The 20,075-nt window shown below is 60.5% G+C and carries 14 protein-coding genes and 3 pseudogenes; 2 read left to right on the plus strand and 15 right to left on the minus strand.

What is annotated here, in order from left to right; all coding sequences use genetic code 11:
• Positions 1-25: 25 nt before the first annotated feature.
• The gene (locus E4Q08_RS03835) at positions 26-496 is read right to left on the minus strand and encodes an Lrp/AsnC family transcriptional regulator (protein ID WP_034913667.1); all 471 of its coding nucleotides are present in this window, start codon (positions 494-496) and stop codon (positions 26-28) included.
• 176 nt (positions 497-672) lie between these two features.
• Between E4Q08_RS03835 and leuA the strand changes: the two are divergent.
• Positions 673-2,365 (plus strand): annotated as a pseudogene (gene leuA / locus E4Q08_RS03840) (2-isopropylmalate synthase).
• A 20-nt stretch (positions 2,366-2,385) separates the two neighbouring features.
• Here leuA and E4Q08_RS03845 read toward each other — a convergent pair.
• The 6 genes from E4Q08_RS03845 to E4Q08_RS03870 form a co-directional block, all read right to left on the minus strand.
• A complete protein-coding gene (locus tag E4Q08_RS03845; protein ID WP_034919275.1) occupies positions 2,386-4,305 on the minus strand; it encodes a sensor histidine kinase in 1,920 nt (639 codons plus the stop codon).
• On the minus strand, positions 4,302-5,396 hold the full coding sequence (locus tag E4Q08_RS03850; protein ID WP_169069404.1) for an ABC transporter substrate-binding protein: 1,095 nt from the start codon (positions 5,394-5,396) through the stop codon (positions 4,302-4,304). Before E4Q08_RS03850 ends, E4Q08_RS03845 begins: the two co-directional genes overlap by 4 nt.
• Positions 5,393-7,633 (minus strand): GGDEF/EAL domain-containing response regulator, encoded by a 2,241-nt coding sequence (locus E4Q08_RS03855; protein ID WP_169069405.1) that lies wholly within the window; start codon positions 7,631-7,633, stop codon positions 5,393-5,395. The genes E4Q08_RS03850 and E4Q08_RS03855 overlap by 4 nt, the downstream gene beginning before the upstream one ends.
• Positions 7,634-7,732: 99 nt before the next feature.
• Positions 7,733-8,611 carry an SHOCT domain-containing protein gene (locus tag E4Q08_RS03860; protein WP_034917977.1) on the minus strand — a complete coding sequence of 293 codons (879 nt, stop codon included), beginning with the start codon at positions 8,609-8,611 and terminating at the stop codon, positions 7,733-7,735.
• A 70-nt stretch (positions 8,612-8,681) separates the two neighbouring features.
• Positions 8,682-9,443, minus strand: a complete 762-nt coding sequence (locus tag E4Q08_RS03865) for an ABC transporter permease (RefSeq protein WP_034917973.1) — start codon at positions 9,441-9,443, stop codon at positions 8,682-8,684.
• Positions 9,440-10,366, minus strand: a complete 927-nt coding sequence (locus E4Q08_RS03870) for an ABC transporter ATP-binding protein (RefSeq protein ID WP_034917998.1) — start codon at positions 10,364-10,366, stop codon at positions 9,440-9,442. Before E4Q08_RS03870 ends, E4Q08_RS03865 begins: the two co-directional genes overlap by 4 nt.
• A 264-nt stretch (positions 10,367-10,630) precedes the next feature.
• Here E4Q08_RS03870 and E4Q08_RS03875 point away from each other — a divergent pair, with 264 nt between their 5' ends.
• Complete coding sequence (locus tag E4Q08_RS03875) at positions 10,631-12,406, plus strand: two-component system response regulator (RefSeq protein ID WP_169069406.1); 1,776 nt, start codon at positions 10,631-10,633, stop codon at positions 12,404-12,406.
• Positions 12,407-12,513: 107 nt separating this feature from the next.
• Here E4Q08_RS03875 and E4Q08_RS03880 read toward each other — a convergent pair whose 3' ends face one another.
• The 8 genes and pseudogenes from E4Q08_RS03880 to E4Q08_RS03915 form a co-directional block, all read right to left on the minus strand.
• The gene (locus E4Q08_RS03880; RefSeq protein ID WP_308240052.1) at positions 12,514-13,230 is read right to left on the minus strand and encodes a carbonic anhydrase; all 717 of its coding nucleotides are present in this window, start codon (positions 13,228-13,230) and stop codon (positions 12,514-12,516) included.
• 186 nt (positions 13,231-13,416) lie between these two features.
• Positions 13,417-14,212, minus strand: a pseudogene (locus E4Q08_RS03885) (peptidylprolyl isomerase).
• 47 nt (positions 14,213-14,259) lie between these two features.
• A complete protein-coding gene (locus E4Q08_RS03890; RefSeq protein ID WP_288131986.1) occupies positions 14,260-14,574 on the minus strand; it encodes a BolA family protein in 315 nt (104 codons plus the stop codon).
• Positions 14,571-14,873 carry a YciI family protein gene (locus E4Q08_RS03895; RefSeq protein WP_034917983.1) on the minus strand — a complete coding sequence of 101 codons (303 nt, stop codon included), beginning with the start codon at positions 14,871-14,873 and terminating at the stop codon, positions 14,571-14,573. The genes E4Q08_RS03890 and E4Q08_RS03895 overlap by 4 nt, the downstream gene beginning before the upstream one ends.
• On the minus strand, positions 14,873-15,406 hold the full coding sequence (locus E4Q08_RS03900) for a septation protein A (RefSeq protein ID WP_034917966.1): 534 nt from the start codon (positions 15,404-15,406) through the stop codon (positions 14,873-14,875). The genes E4Q08_RS03895 and E4Q08_RS03900 overlap by 1 nt, the downstream gene beginning before the upstream one ends.
• 227 nt (positions 15,407-15,633) lie before the next feature.
• Positions 15,634-17,480: pseudogene (locus tag E4Q08_RS03905) on the minus strand (glutamine--tRNA ligase/YqeY domain fusion protein).
• Positions 17,481-17,555: 75 nt separating this feature from the next.
• Positions 17,556-18,068, minus strand: a complete 513-nt coding sequence (locus E4Q08_RS03910; RefSeq protein WP_034911165.1) for a type II toxin-antitoxin system RatA family toxin — start codon at positions 18,066-18,068, stop codon at positions 17,556-17,558.
• A gap of 90 nt (positions 18,069-18,158) precedes the next feature.
• Positions 18,159-20,045 carry a DUF3413 domain-containing protein gene (locus tag E4Q08_RS03915; RefSeq protein ID WP_169069424.1) on the minus strand — a complete coding sequence of 629 codons (1,887 nt, stop codon included), beginning with the start codon at positions 20,043-20,045 and terminating at the stop codon, positions 18,159-18,161.
• Between the last annotated feature and the right edge of the window lie 30 nt (positions 20,046-20,075).

Genomic DNA, 20,075 nt, shown 5'->3' on the forward strand with positions numbered 1-20,075 from the left:
CAAGACGTCCTCATGCCTGGCGCGGTTATTTGCCAGCAACCGGCAAGGCGGTCTTGTCCACCACCCTGCGCAACACAAAGCTCGAATGCACACCGGTCACTCCCGGTATGCCGGTAATGCGATTGAGCAACAGATCCTGGTAGGCATCCATGTCCTTGACCACCACCTTGAGTTGGTAATCGGCGGCCTGACCGGTAATCAGCAGACATTCCATGACCTCGGGAATGTCGCGGATTGCTGCTTCGAGGTGACTGAAACGCTCGGGTGTGTGTTGGTCCATCGAAATGTGGACCAGCGCCATCAGTGACAACCCAAGTGCCCTGGCATCGAGCAGCGCGCGGTAGCCAGTGATGAGGCCAGCTTCTTCGAGGGCGCGGACGCGGCGCAAGCAGGGCGATGGCGACAGGCCGATACGGTCGGCGAGTTCCTGATTGCTGATGCGTCCCTCCTGCTGCAGCACCTGCAGAATCTGTCGGTCAAAGCGATCAAGGTCCATGATATTTCCTGCTGGTTTTGATTATCGGCTGAATCTGCGTATATTTTTATATATTACGCAATAATCTGCCATTTGTACGGTCATCCGCGAACAACAACGCAAGCACCTGCCGGGCAATCGTGGGTAGCATCTGTCTTGTCAGAAACCCGGCAATCACCACTCAGGAGACCGCGATCATGTTGAACAACCCTTCCCTCAAGTACAACCCTTTCCCGGCAGTCCAGCTCACCGATCGGCAATGGCCCAGTCGGAGCATCAGCGCTGCACCGATCTGGATGAGTACCGATCTGCGTGACGGCAACCAGGCACTTTTCGAACCGATGAATGCGGAACGTAAGATGCGCCTGTTCCGCACTCTCTGCAAGATCGGCTTCAAGGAAATCGAGGTGGCCTTCCCTTCCGCCTCACAGACCGATTTCGACTTCGTCCGTGAGTTGATCGAAGGCGGCCATATCCCTGACGACGTGAGCATCGAGGTGCTCACACAGGCTCGCGAGCATCTGATCCGCCGCAGCATCGAATCGCTGAAGGGGGCGAGACGGGCAATCGTGCATGTCTATAACGCCACTTCGAAGCCGTTCCGCGAGAATGTCTTTGCGATGAGCAAGGCCGACGTCGTGGATATGGCGGTCGCCGCCGTACGCCTGGTCAGGGAACTCACCAATGCACAGCCGGAGACCGAATGGGTACTCGAATACAGCCCAGAAACCTTCACCGCCACCGAGCTCGAATTTGCCCTCGAGGTCTGCGACGCGGTGACCGCCACCTGGGGAGCGACTCCGGAGGACAAGGTGATCCTCAATCTGCCGACGACAGTCGAGGTGACGACGCCGAACGTCTACGCCGATCAGATCGAGTGGATGCACCGCCACCTCGCGCGTCGTGACAGCGTCATCGTCAGCGTACATCCGCACAACGACCGCGGCACGGCGGTGGCTGCGGCCGAATTGGCGATGATGGCCGGCGCCGAGCGCGTCGAGGGCTGCCTCTTCGGCAACGGCGAACGTACCGGCAACGTCGACCTCGTCACCCTGGCGCTCAACCTGTACACGCAAGGCGTGTCGCCGGCTCTCGATTTCTCGGACATCAACGCCGTCGCACGTACCGTCGAGCACTGCAACCGCCTGCCAATCCATCCACGCCACCCCTACGTCGGCGACCTGGTGTTCACGGCTTTTTCCGGATCGCACCAGGATGCGATCCGGAAAGGGTTTGCCTTGCAACAGCCCGATGCCGCGTGGAGCATTCCCTATCTGCCGATCGACCCGGCGGACGTCGGCCGCAGCTACGATTCAGTGATCCGGGTCAATAGCCAGTCCGGAAAGGGAGGCATCGCCTACCTGCTCGAAGCAGAATACGGCATCGTGCTGCCGCGTCGCTTGCAGGTCGAGTTTTCGCGGGTGGTGCAGGCGCATACCGATAGCCATGGGGGGGGAAATGAGCGCAGCCGACATCTGGCAATTGTTCTCCGGAAGCTATCTCGGCAGCGAGCATCCCGTGCGCTATGTCGAACACCACCTTTTCGAGCATGGTGGCACCCAGGGCATCCGCCTCAGCGTCGAGATCGACGGCCGGGCGCACTTGCTGGCCGGCGAAGGCAATGGTCCCATCGACGCAGCGGTACAGGCACTGCGCGGCGCAGGTCTGGTGGTGCAGGTGCGCAGCTATGAAGAACGCTCGATGAGCAGCAGCGGCAGCGATGCCAGCGCCTGTGCGTTCTTGGAACTGACGCGCGTTGGCAACGCTGGCGAATGTTACGGCGTGGGCATCGATGTGAACATCGTTACCGCTTCGATCCGGGCCCTGGTGAATGGCGTCAATCGACTGACAGCCAGCGCTTGCGTCGGCAGCGAAACACGGGTGGCATGAATGGTTCGGGGCGGGAGGACTCAAGCGGCAGCCCCCGGTGCGACGAGTGGCAGGCTGATGGTAAAGGTGGTACCGACATCGGCTACGCTGTCGACCTGGATGCTGCCCCCGAGTGCTTGCACGACCAGGTTGTGGGTGATGTGCAGGCCAAGACCCGTGCCGCCGCTGCCCATGCGAGTGCTGACGAAAGGGTCGAATATACGCTGCAGCAGGCCAGGGGGAATACCGCAGCCATTGTCGCTGACCCGGATGCTCACGCGCTCCCCAGTCTCGGCCACGGCGACGATGCGAAGGCAGGCGTCGCTTTGACCGCCAAAGGCATGGATCACGGCATTGCTGATCAGGTTGGTGAGTACCTGGCCGAGGGAGCCTGGGTAGCTGTCGAGGAGCAGGCCGAGGGGCACATCAACGCTGACAGCGACGCCGTTGCGCTTGAGGAGCGGCTGCAGAGTGACGATGATTTCCTTGCATACCTCGTCCAGGGCGAATTCCCGCCGCTGGGAACTGGTCTGGTCGGCTGCAACCTGCTTGAAACTGGTGACCAGTTCAGCCGCCCGAATCAGATTGCGCGAAGCGATGTCGGTTCCCGTATCCATGGCCTCGAGCAATCGGTCGAGACTGGATCGTTTCAAGCCCTGCACACCCTCCTGTCGGAAAGCAGCGAGCGCGTTGCGCAGGGTGGACACGGCCATGACGCCATTGCCCAGAGGCGTGTTCAGTTCGTGGGCAATGCCGGCGACCAGGGCGCCAAGGGCCGCCAGTTTCTCGGAACGAACCAGTTCATTCTGGGTGAGCTGCAGGTGCTCAAGCGTGGTGGACAGTTCGGCGTTGGCCGCATGCAACTGCTCGGTACGTTGCTGAACACGCGCCTCCAGTTCCTGCTGGCGCTCCTGGAGGATACCGGCCATCCGCTCGAGGTCGGCCGACAGTTCATTCAGCTCGATGGTGCGGCCGCGGGGCCAGCTACCGGCGGGTTGGCCATCGGCCACACGCCGGGTTCGCTCGGTAATGGCGCTGATCGGACGGGCCATGCCGATGGCCCAGAGGGGCGCAAGCAGGAGGCCGACGAGCATCGAGCCAGCGAGGGCCGTAATGGCCAGTTCGAGAGTTGAAGCAACGCGCGGGTTGGCGAGCCCGCCAGGGGTTCTGGTCACAACATACCAATTGAGAAGATCGGAACGGGCGATGGCGGCTTCGAAATCGCGGCCCTCGAAGCGCATCCGGCCACTGCTCACGGCTTCTGCGCCGGCCTGCCGGAGGAGCGGCTCGCTCCCCAGATTGACAACCCCGACGCGCGTCGGGTCTTCGCTGTCGGCGAGAATTTCCCCATGGCGGTCGACCACCCAGACCATCAGGTTCCGCCGCCCGGACGCGGTACGCAGGGTCTTCAGAATATAGTCGAGAGACATTTCGCCGATGATGATGCCGTTGCCCGCAGCAACGCCGACCGCAATGGCAAGAGCGCTGGACACTGGCGACAGGTACTTGTCGCTCCAGATCGCTTCCTGACGTTCCTTGACCCGGCGAAAAATTGGGTCCCGGGACAGGTCGCTGCCGATCAGCTCCTGGCGGCGGCCCGCGCCGAGGGCGATGTTCACGGCAGCACGCAAGACCGCCCCACTGTGATCAATCTCGTAAATCGCAGTGAACGCGCCGTGTTCGCTGACCGCACGCTCAAGGACGGATTGCACGTCGCCGCCTGCGGATGCCGGGATGACGGCAGCGATCAGTTCCAGCTGCGCCTGCAGAGCGCCGAGAATCACCTCGCTGCGCTGCGCCAGATCGGCCGCTTCGAGGCGCAGGTCGGTGCGTGTTTCATCGCTGATCTGGGGAATGCGAACGAGAACGAAGACGGCGCCGACGACCACGAAGGTGACAGACGATATGATCGTCAACAGCCCGATCAGAGAGGTACGCAAGCGCCACTGACGTCCACTCATGGCTCGCGCAGGAACCGGCCGTCACCAATGACCATGAAGTAGGCGGCTCGATCGGCATCACCATTGGCATCGAAGCGAATCGACTGCTGCAGCCCTTCGTAGGGTCCGAACTTGAACAGGGCGGCCTTGGCGCTCATGCCCTTCGTACGCCTGGCCAGTGCAGTCAGGGTCACGGTCGCCGCATCGTGGGCGAGCACACTGCCGAAGACCGGTTCCTTGCCGAAGCGTTGGCGGTACGCCTCGCGAAAACGCTGATAGCGCGGGGAGGGATCATCCTGGTTGTAGTTCTGGACGATCATCATGCCTTCCACCGCCTTGCCGCCAAGTTCGATCAGTTGTTCTGTGGCCGCCCATTCGACGCTGATGAGAACAATCTTCGCATCGACTTTGCGGGCTTGCTGCGCCAGGCGCGCAGCGTCGACCGCGTTCCCGATGAACAACAAGCCGTCGGGCCTGGGCTGGAGCATGCTCGCAATCACTCCGGAGTGATTGGCCGACCCCGAGTCGAAGTAGGACGCGACCAGGACCACTCCCCCGAGGGCTTCGTAAGCGGTCTGGAACTCCATCAGCCAGCTCTCGGAAAACGAGCGATTATTCTCGTTGACAGCAATGCTGATACGCCGGATGCCTTTCTGGAAATAGTGCGTGGCGTAATGGCGGCCATTGTCGCGCGTCGTCCAGTTGATGCGAAAAAGCATGTCGTCTCGGCCGTGAAACTTGACCGCCGAGGCACTGGGCGAAACCAGCAGCACCCGGGCCTTCTCGAAAATAGGCAGGATGACGTCGGTCATACCGCTGGTGGTCGGGCCGATGACGGCGTCGACGCCCAGATGGAGCAGACCCTCGGCCGCCTGGCGGGCGGATTCCGGATCAGGCCCGGTGTCGCGAACCAGGAGTTCGATACGCTGGCCCGAGGCGGCGCGGAATTCATCGACGGCCAGGGTCACCCCGTTACGTGCCGCCTCTCCGAGGTCGGCGGTGCGACCCGTCAGTTCGACCAGGACGCCAATGCGCAATGGCTCTTCTTCTGCGCACGCGGACAGCAGCAGGACAGCAAGGCTCAGGACGATCAGCCGCAGCCATGCCTTCAATTCTGGTCTCCTTTGTAGCGGGCATGCCAGGCAATGAATTCGCTTTCCTGCATGGGGTGGCCATAGTGGTAGCCCTGCGTCTCGTTGCAACCCAGAGCCTGGAGCAGTTCCTCCAGATTCTGGTTTTCGACGCCCTCGGCGATGACCCGCAAACCCAGTTCCCGGCCAAGAACGATGATCGTGCGGGCGATACGCGTGCCATTGTCGTCCCGTTCCAGGGCACGGACGAAGCTGCGGTCGATCTTGAGGCGATCGGCCGGCAGCTTGTCGAGGTAGGCCAGGGACGAGTAGCCGGTACCGAAGTCGTCGATGGCCACCGTGACACCCATGGCACGCAGGCGTTTGAGCAGGGCAATGACCGGATCCAGGCTGCCGACTGCGACCGATTCGGTGATTTCCAGTTCCAGATCGGCGGGTCTGCTCCGGGTCAGACGCAGGGCATCGCTGACCGAATCGACGAAACCCGGTTGGCGGAGCTGTACCGGCGAGATGTTCACCGCCATCCTCAGGTCCGCGCAGCCAGTAGCGCGAAAGCGCTGCAGGGCCTGGAGGGCAGCCTGCAGCAACCAGCGGCCCATATCGACGATCAGACCGGATTGCTCGGCGATGGGAATGAAACATTCTGGCGATACCAGAACGCCATCCTCGCGGCGCCAGCGCATCAGTGCTTCGACGCCGATGATGCGGCCAGAGCTCAGTTCGATCTGAGGCTGATAGGAGAGAAACAATTGCTTCTGCTCGAAAGCCAGGCGAAGGTCGCGCAGCAGGTGCGCACGTTCCCGGACTGCGCTGCCGAGGTCTTGGGAAAAGAGCAGCGTCTGCCCCAGGCCGGCGGCTTTCGCCTGTTTCAGGGCCAGATAGCTGTCTCGGATATACTCGATCCCGGAACGGCGACCGCTCTCCAACAGCGTGATGCCGACACAGGCGGAAACTGGCTGATGCACCCCCTCGATCACGAAGGGAGTCTGAAAACAGGCCTGGATGGTTTCCCCGTTTACTGCGATTTTTGGACCCATGACCGCGAAGGCATCGCCGGCGAGGCGGGCGATGAAGACGTTCGCCGGCAGGTGCTCACCCAGGCGCTGGGCGGTCGCCTTGAGCAGGGCATCACCATAGTCGTGGCCGAGCAAATCGTTGGCCGAAGCGAACTGGTCGATGTCGACGATGGCCAGAGCGCAGCCGCTTTCCTGTTCCTTCATCATGCGCTGGTCGAGTTCGCACACCAGCGCAGTGCGGTTTGGCAAGCCCAACTGCCGGTCGAAGAAGGCATCACGGCGCAGTTTCGTCACCAGTTCGATGTTCTTCGCGCAGAGCGCGATATTCGTGCAGAATACCTTGAGCAGTTCCTGATCGACGTCGCTGATGGGCTTGGCCGAATCGATGAAGGCAGCGAAACCCTCTGCAGGGGTCTTGGCGAAATAGAGCGTGAGGTTGCGGGCTTCGATGAGGCTGCGGCGCTCCTTCAGCGCCGTGGTCAGTTGGCCGACGATGCGCGGGTCGTCGATCTCGCTCAGGCGCCGCTGGATGAGACTGCGAAACTGGCCGGCGGCAGCGATGATGCGGAACTCGGGGTGACCATTGAGCAGTGGACTATCCTGGGCCGCAGCGCAGCAGACCAGACCTTCCGGATCGACGCCGAGCAAGCCGGCAATCTGGGTAATGACGCCGTCGGCAAAGCTTTGCAATCCCTGCTCAGCGATGAACTGGTTACTGGCGGCGACGATCTTTTCCAGACCCAGGCGGGTGGCATCCAGGCGCAGCAATTGGTCGTAGGAACGAATCGCCGTGGTGAGGGTGATGAACAGCCGGTTCTGGGTCAGTTCGCTCTTGGTCTTGTAGTCGTTGATGTCGTAGCGGGTGATCGTCTCGGCTTCCGGCGCCTGGCCCGGCTGGCCGGTGCGCAGAATGATGCGACAGTTGGCCAGTTTTAACTCGTTGCGAATGGTATGGACCATGCGCAGGCCGGCATCGTCGCTTTCCATGACCACGTCGAGGAGAACCACCGCAATTTTTTCCGTCACCCGCAGCAGGGCCACGGCCTCGGCTCCCGAACTGGCATGAAACAGGGCGAGTGGGCGATCGAGGATGATGACGTTGGCGAGAGCGAAGCGCGTCGCTTCATGCACGCCAGGATCGTCGTCCACCACCAGGATTCGCCACGGACATGCTGCCTCCTCGCTATCACGCCCAGGCCCATCTTCCTCGATGAAGACCAGCTCGTCATTCAAATCGTCCATTGCTCTCTTCTCTCTGTCGCAAAGGGTATGGTGACCGACGGCCAGGTACGCTCAACAGGTCCGAGGAACGCGGCGTAACCTGATTATTGTCACCAAATCTCAGATCCGGCTCAAGAGCTCCGTCTTCTTGGCAGCGAACTCCTCGGCGCTGAGGATTCCCTTGGCGTGCAGGCCGGCGAGCCGCTCGATCAGGGCGAAGACGTCGCTCTCGCCAACAGGTACGGGCACAGCGCAGGGTTCGGACGGCACCGTTGGCAACCCGGCGCAGAGGGGCGCTTGCTGGGGAGGCACACCGTCCACGGTCAGGAGCGGCAGACGAGCCACTTCCACCAGTCCATACTGGCTGGAAAAAGTCAGCGAGCCGCCAACACCCTGCTGTTGCGAGAAACCACCGATCTGATGATCGAGCGTGTCGTAGAGGCTTACCCGGCCACCGACTTCAATCGCCAGGCGCCGGGCCTGCGCGAAGTAGGCGTAGCGTACACCGTTCTGCGCGCCGGTACTGGTCGGCCAGCGCAGGTCCGCACCCCACCAGTCGCTGCCCTGGCCGGGAGCAGGCGGCACGAACAGGCTGACCGGGCTTGCGGATCCGGAGCCGTATGGCTGGCCATCACTGAAACTGCCCGGTGACTGGCCAGTGCATTGATTTTGCTGTTGACCATAGCCGCCATCCTGGCTTTGCGACTGGAAACTTCCCCCCTGGAGCAGGTCGGGCTGGCTGGCGACGAGGCTGGCGAGGTCATGGCAGAGGCCTTCGACCCGGCCCTTCAGCGCATAGTTGAACATCTCGGAGAGCATGGTCATGCCGCCCCGCATCCACTGGCCAGAACCACCGAATTCAGCGTGGTTGAATTGCGCCATGCTGCCGCGACCGTTGATCACGGCCTCCAGCATGTTCAGGACGGCGGCCTGACTGAAACCGTGCCGCTGGGCCAGTTCGTTGATCGCCTGCTGGCCGGAGGGGGAGAGTGTTCGCATCGTGTCAGTTCCTGGAAATATAACTTTTGTCAATACATCGAAAGCAGTCGTGGTACAGGCAGGTTTCCCGCTAGGTCTTGAGCCGGTAGCCGGTCTTGAAGATCCAGGCCACGATCGCCAGAAATATCGCCAGGAACAGCAGCGTCATGACGAGACTGATGCCGACGCTCACGTCGGCAAGGTCGTAGAAACTCCAGCGAAAGCCACTCACCAGATAAACCACAGGGTTGAACAAGGTGATCGTCTGCCAGATGGGCGGAAGAATATGGATCGAATAGAAGCTACCGCCCAGGAAGGTCAAGGGGGTGATGATCAGCAGCGGCACCAGCTGCAGCTTCTCGAAATTATCGGCCCAGATGCCGATGATGAAACCGAAAAGACTGAAGGTCACTGCCGTGAGCACCAGGAAAAGGAGCATCCAGAAGGGATGTGCGACCTGGATCGGCACGAAGAGACCGGCTGTCGCGAGGATGACCAGGCCGAGAACGATCGACTTGCTGGCGGCTGCACCGACATAACTGGCTGCGATCTCGAGATAGGAAACCGGCGCCGACAGCAACTCGTAGATCGTTCCCGTGAATTTTGGAAAATAGATGCCGAATGAAGCGTTGGAAACGCTCTGCGTCAATAGCGACAACATGATCAGCCCCGGCACGATGAAGGCACCATAGCTGATGCCGTCGATCTCGGGAATGCGCGAACCAATCGCCGCGCCGAAGACGACGAAATACAGGGAGGTCGAAATCACCGGCGAAACGATGCTCTGCAGCAGCGTACGTCGGGTACGCGCCATCTCGAAGAGGTAAATCGCACGCATGGCCTGCAGGTTCATTTTGCCTCCTTCACCAGACTGACGAAGATGTCTTCGAGTGAACTCTGGGTAGTGTGCAGATCCTTGAAGACGATGGCTGCGTCATTGAGATCCCTGAGCAGCGCAATGATGCCGGTTCGCTCGCCTTGTGTGTCGTAGGTATAGGTCAGTTCGCTGCCATCGCTCGACAGTTCCAACGGGTAGGCATCAAGTCCGGGCGGGATGCAAGCGAGTGGATTCTGCAGTTGCAGAGTCATCTGCTTCCTGCCCAGCTTGCGCATCAGTTCAACCTTGTCTTCCACCAGAATGATCTCGCCCTTGCTGATCACCCCGATCCGTTCAGCCATCTCTTCGGCCTCGTCGATGTAATGGGTGGTCAGGATGATGGTCACCCCGGTGGCTTTGAGCGAGCGCACCAGTTGCCACATGTCACGCCGCAGGTTGACATCGACCCCGGCGGTCGGCTCGTCGAGAAACAGAATCTGTGGCTCGTGCGACAGCGCCTTGGCGATCAACAGGCGACGCTTCATGCCTCCCGAGAGGGTGATGATCTTGTTGTCCTTCTTGTCCCACAGGGAAAGATCGCGGAGTATCTTTTCGATGTAGGCTGGATTCGCACGCTTGCCGAAGAGGCCACGGCTGAACGACACCGTCGCCCATACCGATTCGAAGGCATCGGTGGTCAGTTCCTGTGGCACCAGACCGATCTTTGCGCGCGCTGCCCGGTAGTCGGTGACAATGTCGTGCCCGTCCACCCGCACCGTCCCTGCGCTGGCAGTGACGATCCCGCAGATGATGCTGATCAGGGTGGTTTTTCCTGCGCCGTTGGGACCCAGCAAGGCGAAGATTTCGCCACGGCGAATATCCAGACTGATCTCTTTGAGCGCCTGGAAGCCGGTGGCGTAGGTCTTGCAGAGTCCGTCGATGGCGATGATGGTCGGCATGAGCGCGACCATAGCAGATCCCGTCAATGGATTGAACAGAGGTAAGATCATATTTGGTGCAAAAGTCCCTGCCCTGGCCGTGTCACCATGCATGGAACGTCGATCACCCTGCGACAACCTTCCCTGGACATTATAATTTAGCAAGTTAAATCTTTGTGTTGACAACTGCGATGTGACTGCCGGCACAGAAACAGGCATTCGGCTTTGCATCCTTGTCGCACTGGCGGCATGTCCCTGTAGCGCACGTGGGGAGGACAAGAAATCATGAGCAACCCGAAGCCACGCGTTTTGGCCATAGATAACCGGCCGGCCAATCTGCTGACGCTGAAGGCCACCCTGGCTCCGGAATTTGTGTTGCAGTTCGCAAGCTCCGGCGCACAGGGGCTGGCGATGGCAATCGAATGCCCCCCCGATCTGATCCTGATCGATGTCATGATGTCTGAGATGGATGGTTACGAGACCTGTCGGCGGATCAAAGCCGACCCCAGACTCCAGGACATTCCGGTGATTTTTGTGACGGCGCTGAACGAGGCCAGGACAGCAGCTAGCGACCAGGCTCCGAGTAGCGCCGACGTGGTAGTCGCCCTGCCGATCACTGCAGAGATTACCCGTCGGCGAATCCGTAATCTGCTGCACCGGGAACAGTTACGCAGGGCAGCCGAAACCTACCGCAAGCAACTTGCCATGCGGGAACAGGCATTGCTGGAAAGTGAGGCATTCACCCGCACCATTCTCGATTCGCTGACGGAGAATCTCGCCGTTCTCGATACTCAGGGCGTCATCGTTTCGGTCAATAGGGCGTGGCAGTGCTTTGCCGAAAATAACGGTGCGCCTGCTCTGGCGGCAAACTCCGTGGGCCTCAGCTATCGAAGCGTCTGCATGGCTGCCGCCGGACAGACGGGTCAAGAGGAAGCCTTGCAGGCCTGGGCCGGTATAGCGGCGGTACTGAGCAAGACACAAGCGCAATTCAGTCTCGAATATTCCTGTGACTCTCCTGATCAAGCACGCTGGTTTCGCATGCGCGTCTATCCGATGCTTGCGCCCTGCGCAGGCGCCGTAGTGGCCCACGAAGACATTACCCCGCGCAAGCGTGCGGAAAACGCCTTGCGCGAGCAGGAAGCATTCTTCCGCTTGATCGCCGAAAACCTCCAAGGCTTCGTCGCGGTTCTCGACATCGAAGGGCGGCGGGTATACAACAGTCCGTCCTACGCACGTCTGCTCGGTGACCGGAATCTTTGCGGCACATCTTCATTCGAAGACATCCATCCGGCCGACCGCGAACGAGTCGTCCGCGCGTTTCGCGAGACCGTCGCCACGGGTATCGGGCACCATCTCGAATACCGCTTTGTGACGGCCGGCGGCGGCATCCGCCTGATCGAATCTCGCGGTGGGGTCATCAGGGACAATGAAGGCCGCATCAAACGCGTGGTCGTCGTTTCCCATGACATCACCGAGCGCAAGGCCGCCGAAGAAAAAATCCACCATCTGGCTTTCTATGACGCACTCACCCAACTGCCCAACCGCCTGCTGCTCAACGACCGCCTGCAGCAGACCATGGCAGCCAGCAAGCGCAGTGCTTGTTATGGCGCGCTGATGTTCATCGATCTCGACAACTTCAAGCCGGTGAATGACCGGCACGGCCATGAAGTGGGCGATTTACTGCTGATCGAAGCGGCGAATCGCCTGAAAACCTGTGTTCGCGAGGCAGACACCGTGGCGCGTTTCGGCGGCGATGAGTTTGTCGTGATGCTGGGCGATCTGCATACGGATAGAATTGAATCGAGTGCGCAGGCCGCGGTCGTCGCAGACAAAATTCGTATCCGCTTATCGGAACCCTACCTGCTGACCATCAGGCTCGAAGGCAGGACAGACACGACAATCGAACATCATTGCACGGCGAGCATCGGCGTGACGCTGTTTCTCGATCATGAAGTCAGCCGGGACGACATCCTCAAGAGGGCTGATACGGGGATGTATCAAGCCAAAGCAGCGGGGCGCAATGTGATTCGGTTTCATGATGAGAACGCCGGCACAGCCTGACGCCATTCATCGTTGCCCTGCTCCCAGGAGCACTGCCTGGTCAGCTTCCCGGTCATCCAGACCTGACTCCAGGAGCTTTCTGGCGAGTGCTCTCCATCAATACCAGGTCACTTTTCCGTTGGCAGTATCGTACAACGCCCCGACGATCCTGATTTTGCCGTTGTCCTCCAAGTCCTTGAGCACAGGACTTTTTTTCGCGGATGGTCTGGATGACCAGTTGCACATTCATTTCGCTGACATCGTCGACGAACTGGTGGTTTTTTCGAACTGCGCTCGCCTTCTGTCCGGACCGCCGCGACCGCCGGCGAGATTTTGTCCAGTAATGACGTCAAGTTGCCCATCCTGACCCCATCGCAGGCCCCCTTGATGGCTCCGCAATTGGAATGACCCAGCACCACGATCAAGCGTGAGCCGGCTACTTTGGCGGTGTATTCGAGGCTACCAAGAATGTCCTCGTTAACGATATTCCCGGCGACTCGAGCGGTGAAGATGTCGCCGACGCTTTGATCAAACACTACCTCGGGTGCGGCTCGCGAATCGATACAGGCAAGAACGCTGGCAAAGGGAAACTGACCAAGCGCAGTCTGCGTCACGCGCCGCCTGAGGTTGTGGAGCAAGGGCTTGTTTGCCAGGAAGCGCTGGTTACCCGCCTTGAGGATAGTGATCGCGCCATCCGGCGTAATGCCCGCCTGGACCGCCCTGGTCATCGTGATGCCGGGCTTGAAAGGCCTGGCTTCTACCGGGCCACCATGATCGTCAGAGGCAATGGCTGCGCCAGACAGGGCAATGGCGAAAAGCGCCGAAACATATGGTTTCAAAATCATGGCGAGGCGTCCTCCTCAAATCGACCTGTGATCAAGTGCTCCGGCCAACAAGCATAGCGAACCGGCCATGCCATCGTGGCAAACCGCAAAGGATCGCGTGCAATAGCGGGCTGGCCTGGTTCTTCGGTCCTTCTCGGGAAAGCTGGCGAAGCGCCGGATTTCCGGCGCCCTTCTGCGAGAGAAGCGCTACTGGATCTTCGCCTTGGAACGCAGGTCGTTAACGTATTTCTGGATCTGTTCCTGTTGCAGGCGCTGCGTCAGTTGCGGCTTGATCTGGTCGAACGGGGGGGGCGGTCAGCGGACGACTGTCTTCGAGCAGGATCACGTGATAACCGAAATCGGTCTTGACCGGGGTTTCGGTGTACTTGCCCTTGCCCAGGCTGCCGACCGCATCGCCAAACGGTTTTACATAACTGGCCGTGCTGTTCCAGCCGAGGTCGCCGCCTTTGTCCTTGGAGCCGGGATCCTTGGACTGCTTGGCCAACTCGTCAAACTTGGCACCCTTCTTCAGGTTGGCGATGATCGTTTTGGCCTCGTCTTCCTGCTCAACCAGGATGTGACGAACCTTGTACTCGGTGTTGCCCATCTGGGTCTTCATCTTGTCGTACGCGGCCTTGAGATCCTGGTCGCTGATCGGGTGCTTCTTGACGAAATCCTGAACGAAGGCACGGATGTAGATCGCCTGCCGTGCCAGATCGGCTTGCGCCGACACATCGGATTGCTTGTCGAGGTTCAGCTTCTTCGCTTCCTGGACCAGCAACTCGCGACGGATCAACTCTTCACGGACCGCGTTCTTCAGCTCTGGGGTATCTGGGGCGCCCTGGGCTCTCTGTTCGGCGACGAAGGCATTGGCGACGGTCTGCGGAATGGCGACACCATTGACGGTGACAACGGCGCCGCTCGCGGCCTTCTGGGCTGCCGCCGGGAGCGAAATGAGCGCACCGAGCAGCAATGCGCCGGCGAGTTGGGAGAGCTTGTGCATGTCTGATGTTCCTTCGGTTGGGTTTGGTTGAAGTAAAGCGAGTTGACTCAGGAAGCGATCGACGCCGTCGCCGAATACTCCGCAGGGGTCAGAGCCTGTATGCTCAGGGCGTGAATCCGGGTGTGCATCAGATCGCCAAGCGCCGCATGCACCAAGCGATGACGCGCCAGTCGGCCGAGGCCTGCGAAAGCGTCCGAGACGATCAGCAGGCGGTAGTGCCCCCCCCCGCCCTTGGCACCGGCATGCCCGGCGTGCCGCGCCGAATCATCGATCACCTGCAGGCGATTCGGCAGCAGCGCTGCGAGTCGTTGGCGAATGATCGTGACCACGCCAGGAACATCGACGACTTGCACGTCAGTCACGCCGGCAACACTTTCTTGAATGGCTTGACGGTCACGGCGCTGTACACCCCGCTGACGACATAAGGGTCGGCGTCAGCCCAGTTTCTGGCTGCTTCGAGCGAGGCGAACTCGGCGACGATCAGGCTACCCGAGAAGCCAGACGGTCCCGGGTCGGGGGAATCGATGGCAGGGAAGGGACCGGCCAGCAGCAAGCGACCTTCGTCCTGCAGCGCCTTGAGACGCTCGACATGCGCTGGCCGGGCGGCGAGACGTTCGGCCAGTGAGTCCGGACGATCTTCGCCAACGATGGCGTAGAACATCATTTAGTCTCCTCGATGTACTTCGACAGCAGTAGCCCCTGAGCGACCACAAAAACCAGCATCAGCCCGGTGGCACCGAACAGTTTGAAGTTGACCCAGTCGTCGGTCGAAAAGTTGAAAGCCACGAAAAGGTTGGCGATCCCCATGAAAATGAAGAAACCGACCCATGACCAGTTGAGCCTGGTCCAGGCGGCTTCCGGCAAATCCATCTGCTCGGCAAGCAGCGTCCGCATCAGGTTCTTCCTGAAGAAAAGCGTGCCTCCGAGCAGCGCCGCTGCGAAAGCCCAGTAGAGCACCGTCGGCTTCCATTTGATGAAGGTTTCGTCCTGCAGGAGCAAGGTCATGCCACCAAAAACTGTGATCACCACCAGGCTCACCCAGAGCATGGTGTCAATCTTGCGTCCCTTGAACCATAGCCAGCCGATCTGCGCAAAGCTCGCAGCCATGGCCACACCGGTTGCGACATAGATGTCGAAAACCTTGTAGGCGACAAAGAAAAGGATGACAGGAAGTAAGTCGAAAAGGAACTTCATGGCGGACGAGGTAGACAGATCAGGCCATTATTGCCGATTTGACAGACTGCTGTCCATCACTAATATCTCCCCTTCCTGCTTGCGCAGGAGGGGTCGGGGGGGCGGGATGGGGAATTCACGGAGCATCCTCCGTGCCCATCGAGCGATGCCGGCATGCCAGCCGGAATGTGCCCTGCAAGAACGGTCATGGCTTTCATGATCGGGGGTGGCGGCAACGGCAATGACCGTTAGCTTCGCTGAGCGGGTTTGCTGGACCATGAGTCCTTGAGCGTCAGCGTTCGGTTGAAGACCAGCGCGCCTTCCCTGGAGTCGACTCGATCGACTACGAAATAACCATGGCGTTCGAACTGAAAACTCTCTTCCGGCCTGGCGTACTGCAGCGCGGGTTCGAGCCAGGCGCGAATGACCCGAATGCTGTTCGGATTGAGATCATCGCGGAAGTCGCGCTCGAAGTCTTCGGGATCTCCTTCGCGTCTGGCACCTGGAGAGGGAACGGTGAATAGCCGATCGTAGAGCCGCACCTCGGCAGGACAGGCCTCGGCGACCGCAACCCAGTGCAGATTGCCCTTGACCTTGTAGTGGTCGGCGCCGGGTGTGCCGCTCTTCGAATCCGGCAGGTATTCGCAGTGCACGGCGCTGACTGCGCCGTTTTCATCGCGGTCGCAGCCGATGCACCGGAGCACGTAGCCGTAGCGCAGACGCGCGAGGTTGCCTGGGTAAAGGCGATGATAGCCCTTGCTCGGCTGTTCCATGAAGTCTTCGCGCTCGATCCACAGTTCCCGGCCAAAGGGCATCGCGCGCCTGCCCAATTCGGGTTTGAGCGGATGCTTGGGGGCAAAACAGTCCTCGCTCTGGCCGGCCGGATAGTTGTCGATGATCAGCTTGAGCGGATCGAGCACGGCGATGCGGCGCTCGGCCGACTCGTTGAGCACCTCGCGCATGGTGTCTTCGAGTTGTGAGTACTCGATCAGCGAATCGGAGCGTGATGCGCCGAGGCGCTCGGCAAACAGGCGAAAACCTGCCGCCGGGTAGCCGCGGCGGCGCGCGCGACGAGGGTCGGCAGACGTGGATCGTCCCAGCCGGCGACATGCTGCTCCTCGACGAGCTGAATCAGTTTTCGCTTCGAGAGTACGATGTACGTCAGGTTGAGGCGCGAGAATTCGATCTGCTGCGGCAGCGGGCACTGCAGCAGCCCGCCTTCCGCCAGGCGCTCGAGCAGCCAGTCGTAGAACGGGCGCTGATCGGCAAATTCGAGCGTACAAATCGAATGGGTGATGTTCTCCAACGCGTCTTCGATGGGGTGGGCGTAGGTGTACATGGGATAGACGCACCAGCGGTTGCCGGTGTTGTGATGGCTGGCGTGGCGAATGCGATAGATCGCCGGATCGCGCAGGTTGATGTTCGCTGCCGCCATGTCGATCTTCGCGCGCAGAATGTGTGCGCCGTCCGGGAACTCGCCATTCTGCATGCGCTTGAAGAGGTCCAGGTTCTCTTCGACGCTGCGTTCACGAAAAGGCGAGTTGGTCCCCGCTACCGTGAGCGTGCCGCGACTGTCGCGCATCTCTTCTGCGCTCTGGCTCTCGACATAGGCATGGCCGCTACTGATCAGGTATTCGGCGAACTCGACCATCCAGTCAAAGTAGTTGGAGGCGAAATACAGGTTGCACTCCGCGTCCGACGGGCCTTCGCGGATCGGGTCTTCCCAGGAATAGCCAAGCCAGCGTACCGAATCGATGATCGAATCGACGTATTCCTGTTCTTCCTTTTCCGGATTGGTATCGTCGAAACGAAGGTGGCAACGACCACCGAAATCCTGTGCCAATCCGAAATTGAGGCAGATCGATTTGGCATGGCCGAAGTGCAGATAGCCGTTGGGTTCTGGCGGAAAGCGCGTGCGGATTTTCGCAGTGTCGAGCGGGCCGGCAAGCTGCTGAACGGCGGGACCGGGACGGCCCGACCATCGGCGCGCCGCGTATTTACCGGCAGCGAGATCGGCTTCGATGAGGTTGCGGATGAAATTGCTGCTGGCGAGTGCTGCTGGGCTCACCGCCTGGTTTTTTGGCTCCTGGCTCACGATGCAATCCTTGATTCGAGAAGGCTCGCATTTTAACCGGCCGGGGGTACAAATCCGCGAGAATTCATGCCTTGCTCAGGGTATCGACCGGCCATCGACACTACCCGACGCCTGCTGACTGGTATTCCCCGCCGTCGCCGCGGGAGCCGAGCCGGCCTTCGCAGCCAGCGCATGTGCCCTGGCCTCGAAAGCGGTGACCATGCTGGCGGCCATCGGCAGGATCAGCATTTCGACGACCGGTCGGAGGAACAAGGAGCGGGTCGCGCAGTCGAGCGCGAAGTCGACGTGGCAATGATCGTCAGCAAGCGGTGCAAATGCCCAGCGAACGTCGAAGCGGCAGAACGAGCGATCGTCGGAAACGATGGCGATGCTGCTCGGGCGGTCGAGTTCGGTGCGCGTGCGGAAGCGATGCAACAACAACCCCAGGGCCAGAGTCTGCTCGGTTTCGTAAGCCTTCGGATAACGCCTGACAATCCTCGCTGCACGCATCAGCGGCAGGAACTCGGGATACCGCTCGACATCGGCAACGATATCGAAAAGCCACTCCGGTGGCAGCGCAATGGCGCGGCTCTCACGATGGGTTGCCATGCCCCTCCCGTTTGCTGTTTCGCTGGCTGGATCCTGGCGTGCTCTCGCCAGTACGATCACCAGAACCGCCGTAAGGCCGGCGCTTTACCCCTACCCTTTCGGACGACTGAAGCGTGTCAGGTTGTTCATCATCTCGACCATCGCCGGTCGGATTTCGCTCTTGGCGTGCTCGCGATCGCTGACCGGACGGTCATCGTCATCGAGCACCTCGTCGCGAACCGCACCCGCTGCATTCACCGGGAACGAGATCTTGAACTTTTCGCCGAGGTAGGCGATGCGGTTCCAGCCTGCCGCAACGGCGTAATCGCGATGGAATCCGGGTGCCAACAGATCCTGCCCGAGCGAGTAATCGGCCGGCGGGTTCCTGACACCGAGCAAGGGCATCAGCGTCGCCGGGATATCGAGGTGGCTGCTGATGCCGCTGATGGTGCGTGCCTGCTGACCCGGAATCCAAAGAACACCCGGTGTGCTGGTCTGAAAACGATTGAAGTCGGCAGCGTGCCCCCAGCGCTTGCGTTCCATGAATTCCTCACCGTGATCGCCAAGAACGATAATGATCGTCTCGTCGAGCAGTTTCCTTGCACGCAGATGCGCGATGACACGCCCGATCAACTGGTCGACATGGTGGGCAGCGTTGATGTAGCGGTTCTTGATCGGCACCATCTGCTGCGCGAAGTCGGCGGACAGATAGTTGAAATCCTCGAGATAGGGGCGCGCGATGACGCTCTCGGGCGGGAAGGTGTAGTTGGCGTGCGTGCCCTCGAAGAACATGTAGGTCATGAATGGCCGCGCCTTGTCGCGAGCATCGATGAACCGGAGGATGTCGTCGATGTTCTGCCGGTCACGCTGCCACGGCGGCGGACCATCGGACAGCGCATGCATGTCGGCCGGGTTCATTTTCGCGAAAACCGTCTCCTGAAACGGCGGATAGGTAAAACTCTGGCTGGTATGCAGGCTGAACTGATAGTTCTGTTGCTGCAGCACATCCATCAGCAGAGGCGATCGGCGCGCCGCCTGCATCGGAAACCAGTAGTTGCCATACAATCCGTAAAACATCGAGAAGATGCCCATCTGGGTGGTATTGCCACCGCTGTAGTGGTTCTCGAGGCGCAGCGAATGCTCGGAAAAATCCCAGAGCTGCGGCATGATCGAACGGTCCAGCATGTCGTAGCGCAGCGATTCGACGGCCAGCCAGACGATGTTGAGCGGGCGTGCAGGCGGCTCGACGCGTAGTGGCAGCAGCGGATAACTCAGGACGCCGTTCTTGATATGCACCCCGCCTTCCCCCTCGGGAGCGCCGCTGAAGCCCAACCGGGATGCCAGCTTGCGAAAGGTGGTCGGCAGGTACAGCGGGTAGCGCTCGCTGGCAAAAAGAATCGGCTGGTAGTTGGCGGCAGCGCTGAAACCATAGGCGACACGCTCGCCGACCGCGAAGCTCAGAATGGCCAGCAGCACCCAGCCCGCACGCGGAGTCCAGCGAGACGGACGCGACAGGGCTGCGCGACGCGTCACCCAGTAATAGGTTGCCGCCTGCAACGCCAGCAGTGCGATGACCACCAGGCTTGCGGTCAGTTCGGTACTGCGACTGGCCCCGAGCGAGGCAATTCCGCCGGGTGTGAACACCAGATCGAGGACAAAGCCGTTGATGTGAAACCCGTACATTCCATAAATCACCCGATCGGCGAACAGGAGCACGTGAATCATTCCAGTCAGGCCGATCAGCAGCAGCGCCAGAGAGGCCACTCCGACGCGCGTCACCGGGCGCCGCAGCAGCAGCCGGTGCAGCAGGTAGCCCGGAATCAGTGCCGGCAGCAGGTACAGGAAGGTGTAACTGACCGTGGTTGCCAGCGTCCACAGTGCTACCGCGAGCGTGCTGTAGCCCTGGTCATTGGTGAAGGCGCTGACGTGCAGCAGCACCCACAGTCCAGTCAGGAGAAAAAAGCGCTTGATGCTGTCGCGAGTGGGCAATTGGGGCATTGGGGTCATCGGCATCCTTCGGCGTAAGAG

This window comes from Candidatus Accumulibacter contiguus (genome assembly GCF_012940005.1).
Classification (GTDB): Bacteria; Pseudomonadota; Gammaproteobacteria; order Burkholderiales; family Rhodocyclaceae; genus Accumulibacter; species Accumulibacter contiguus.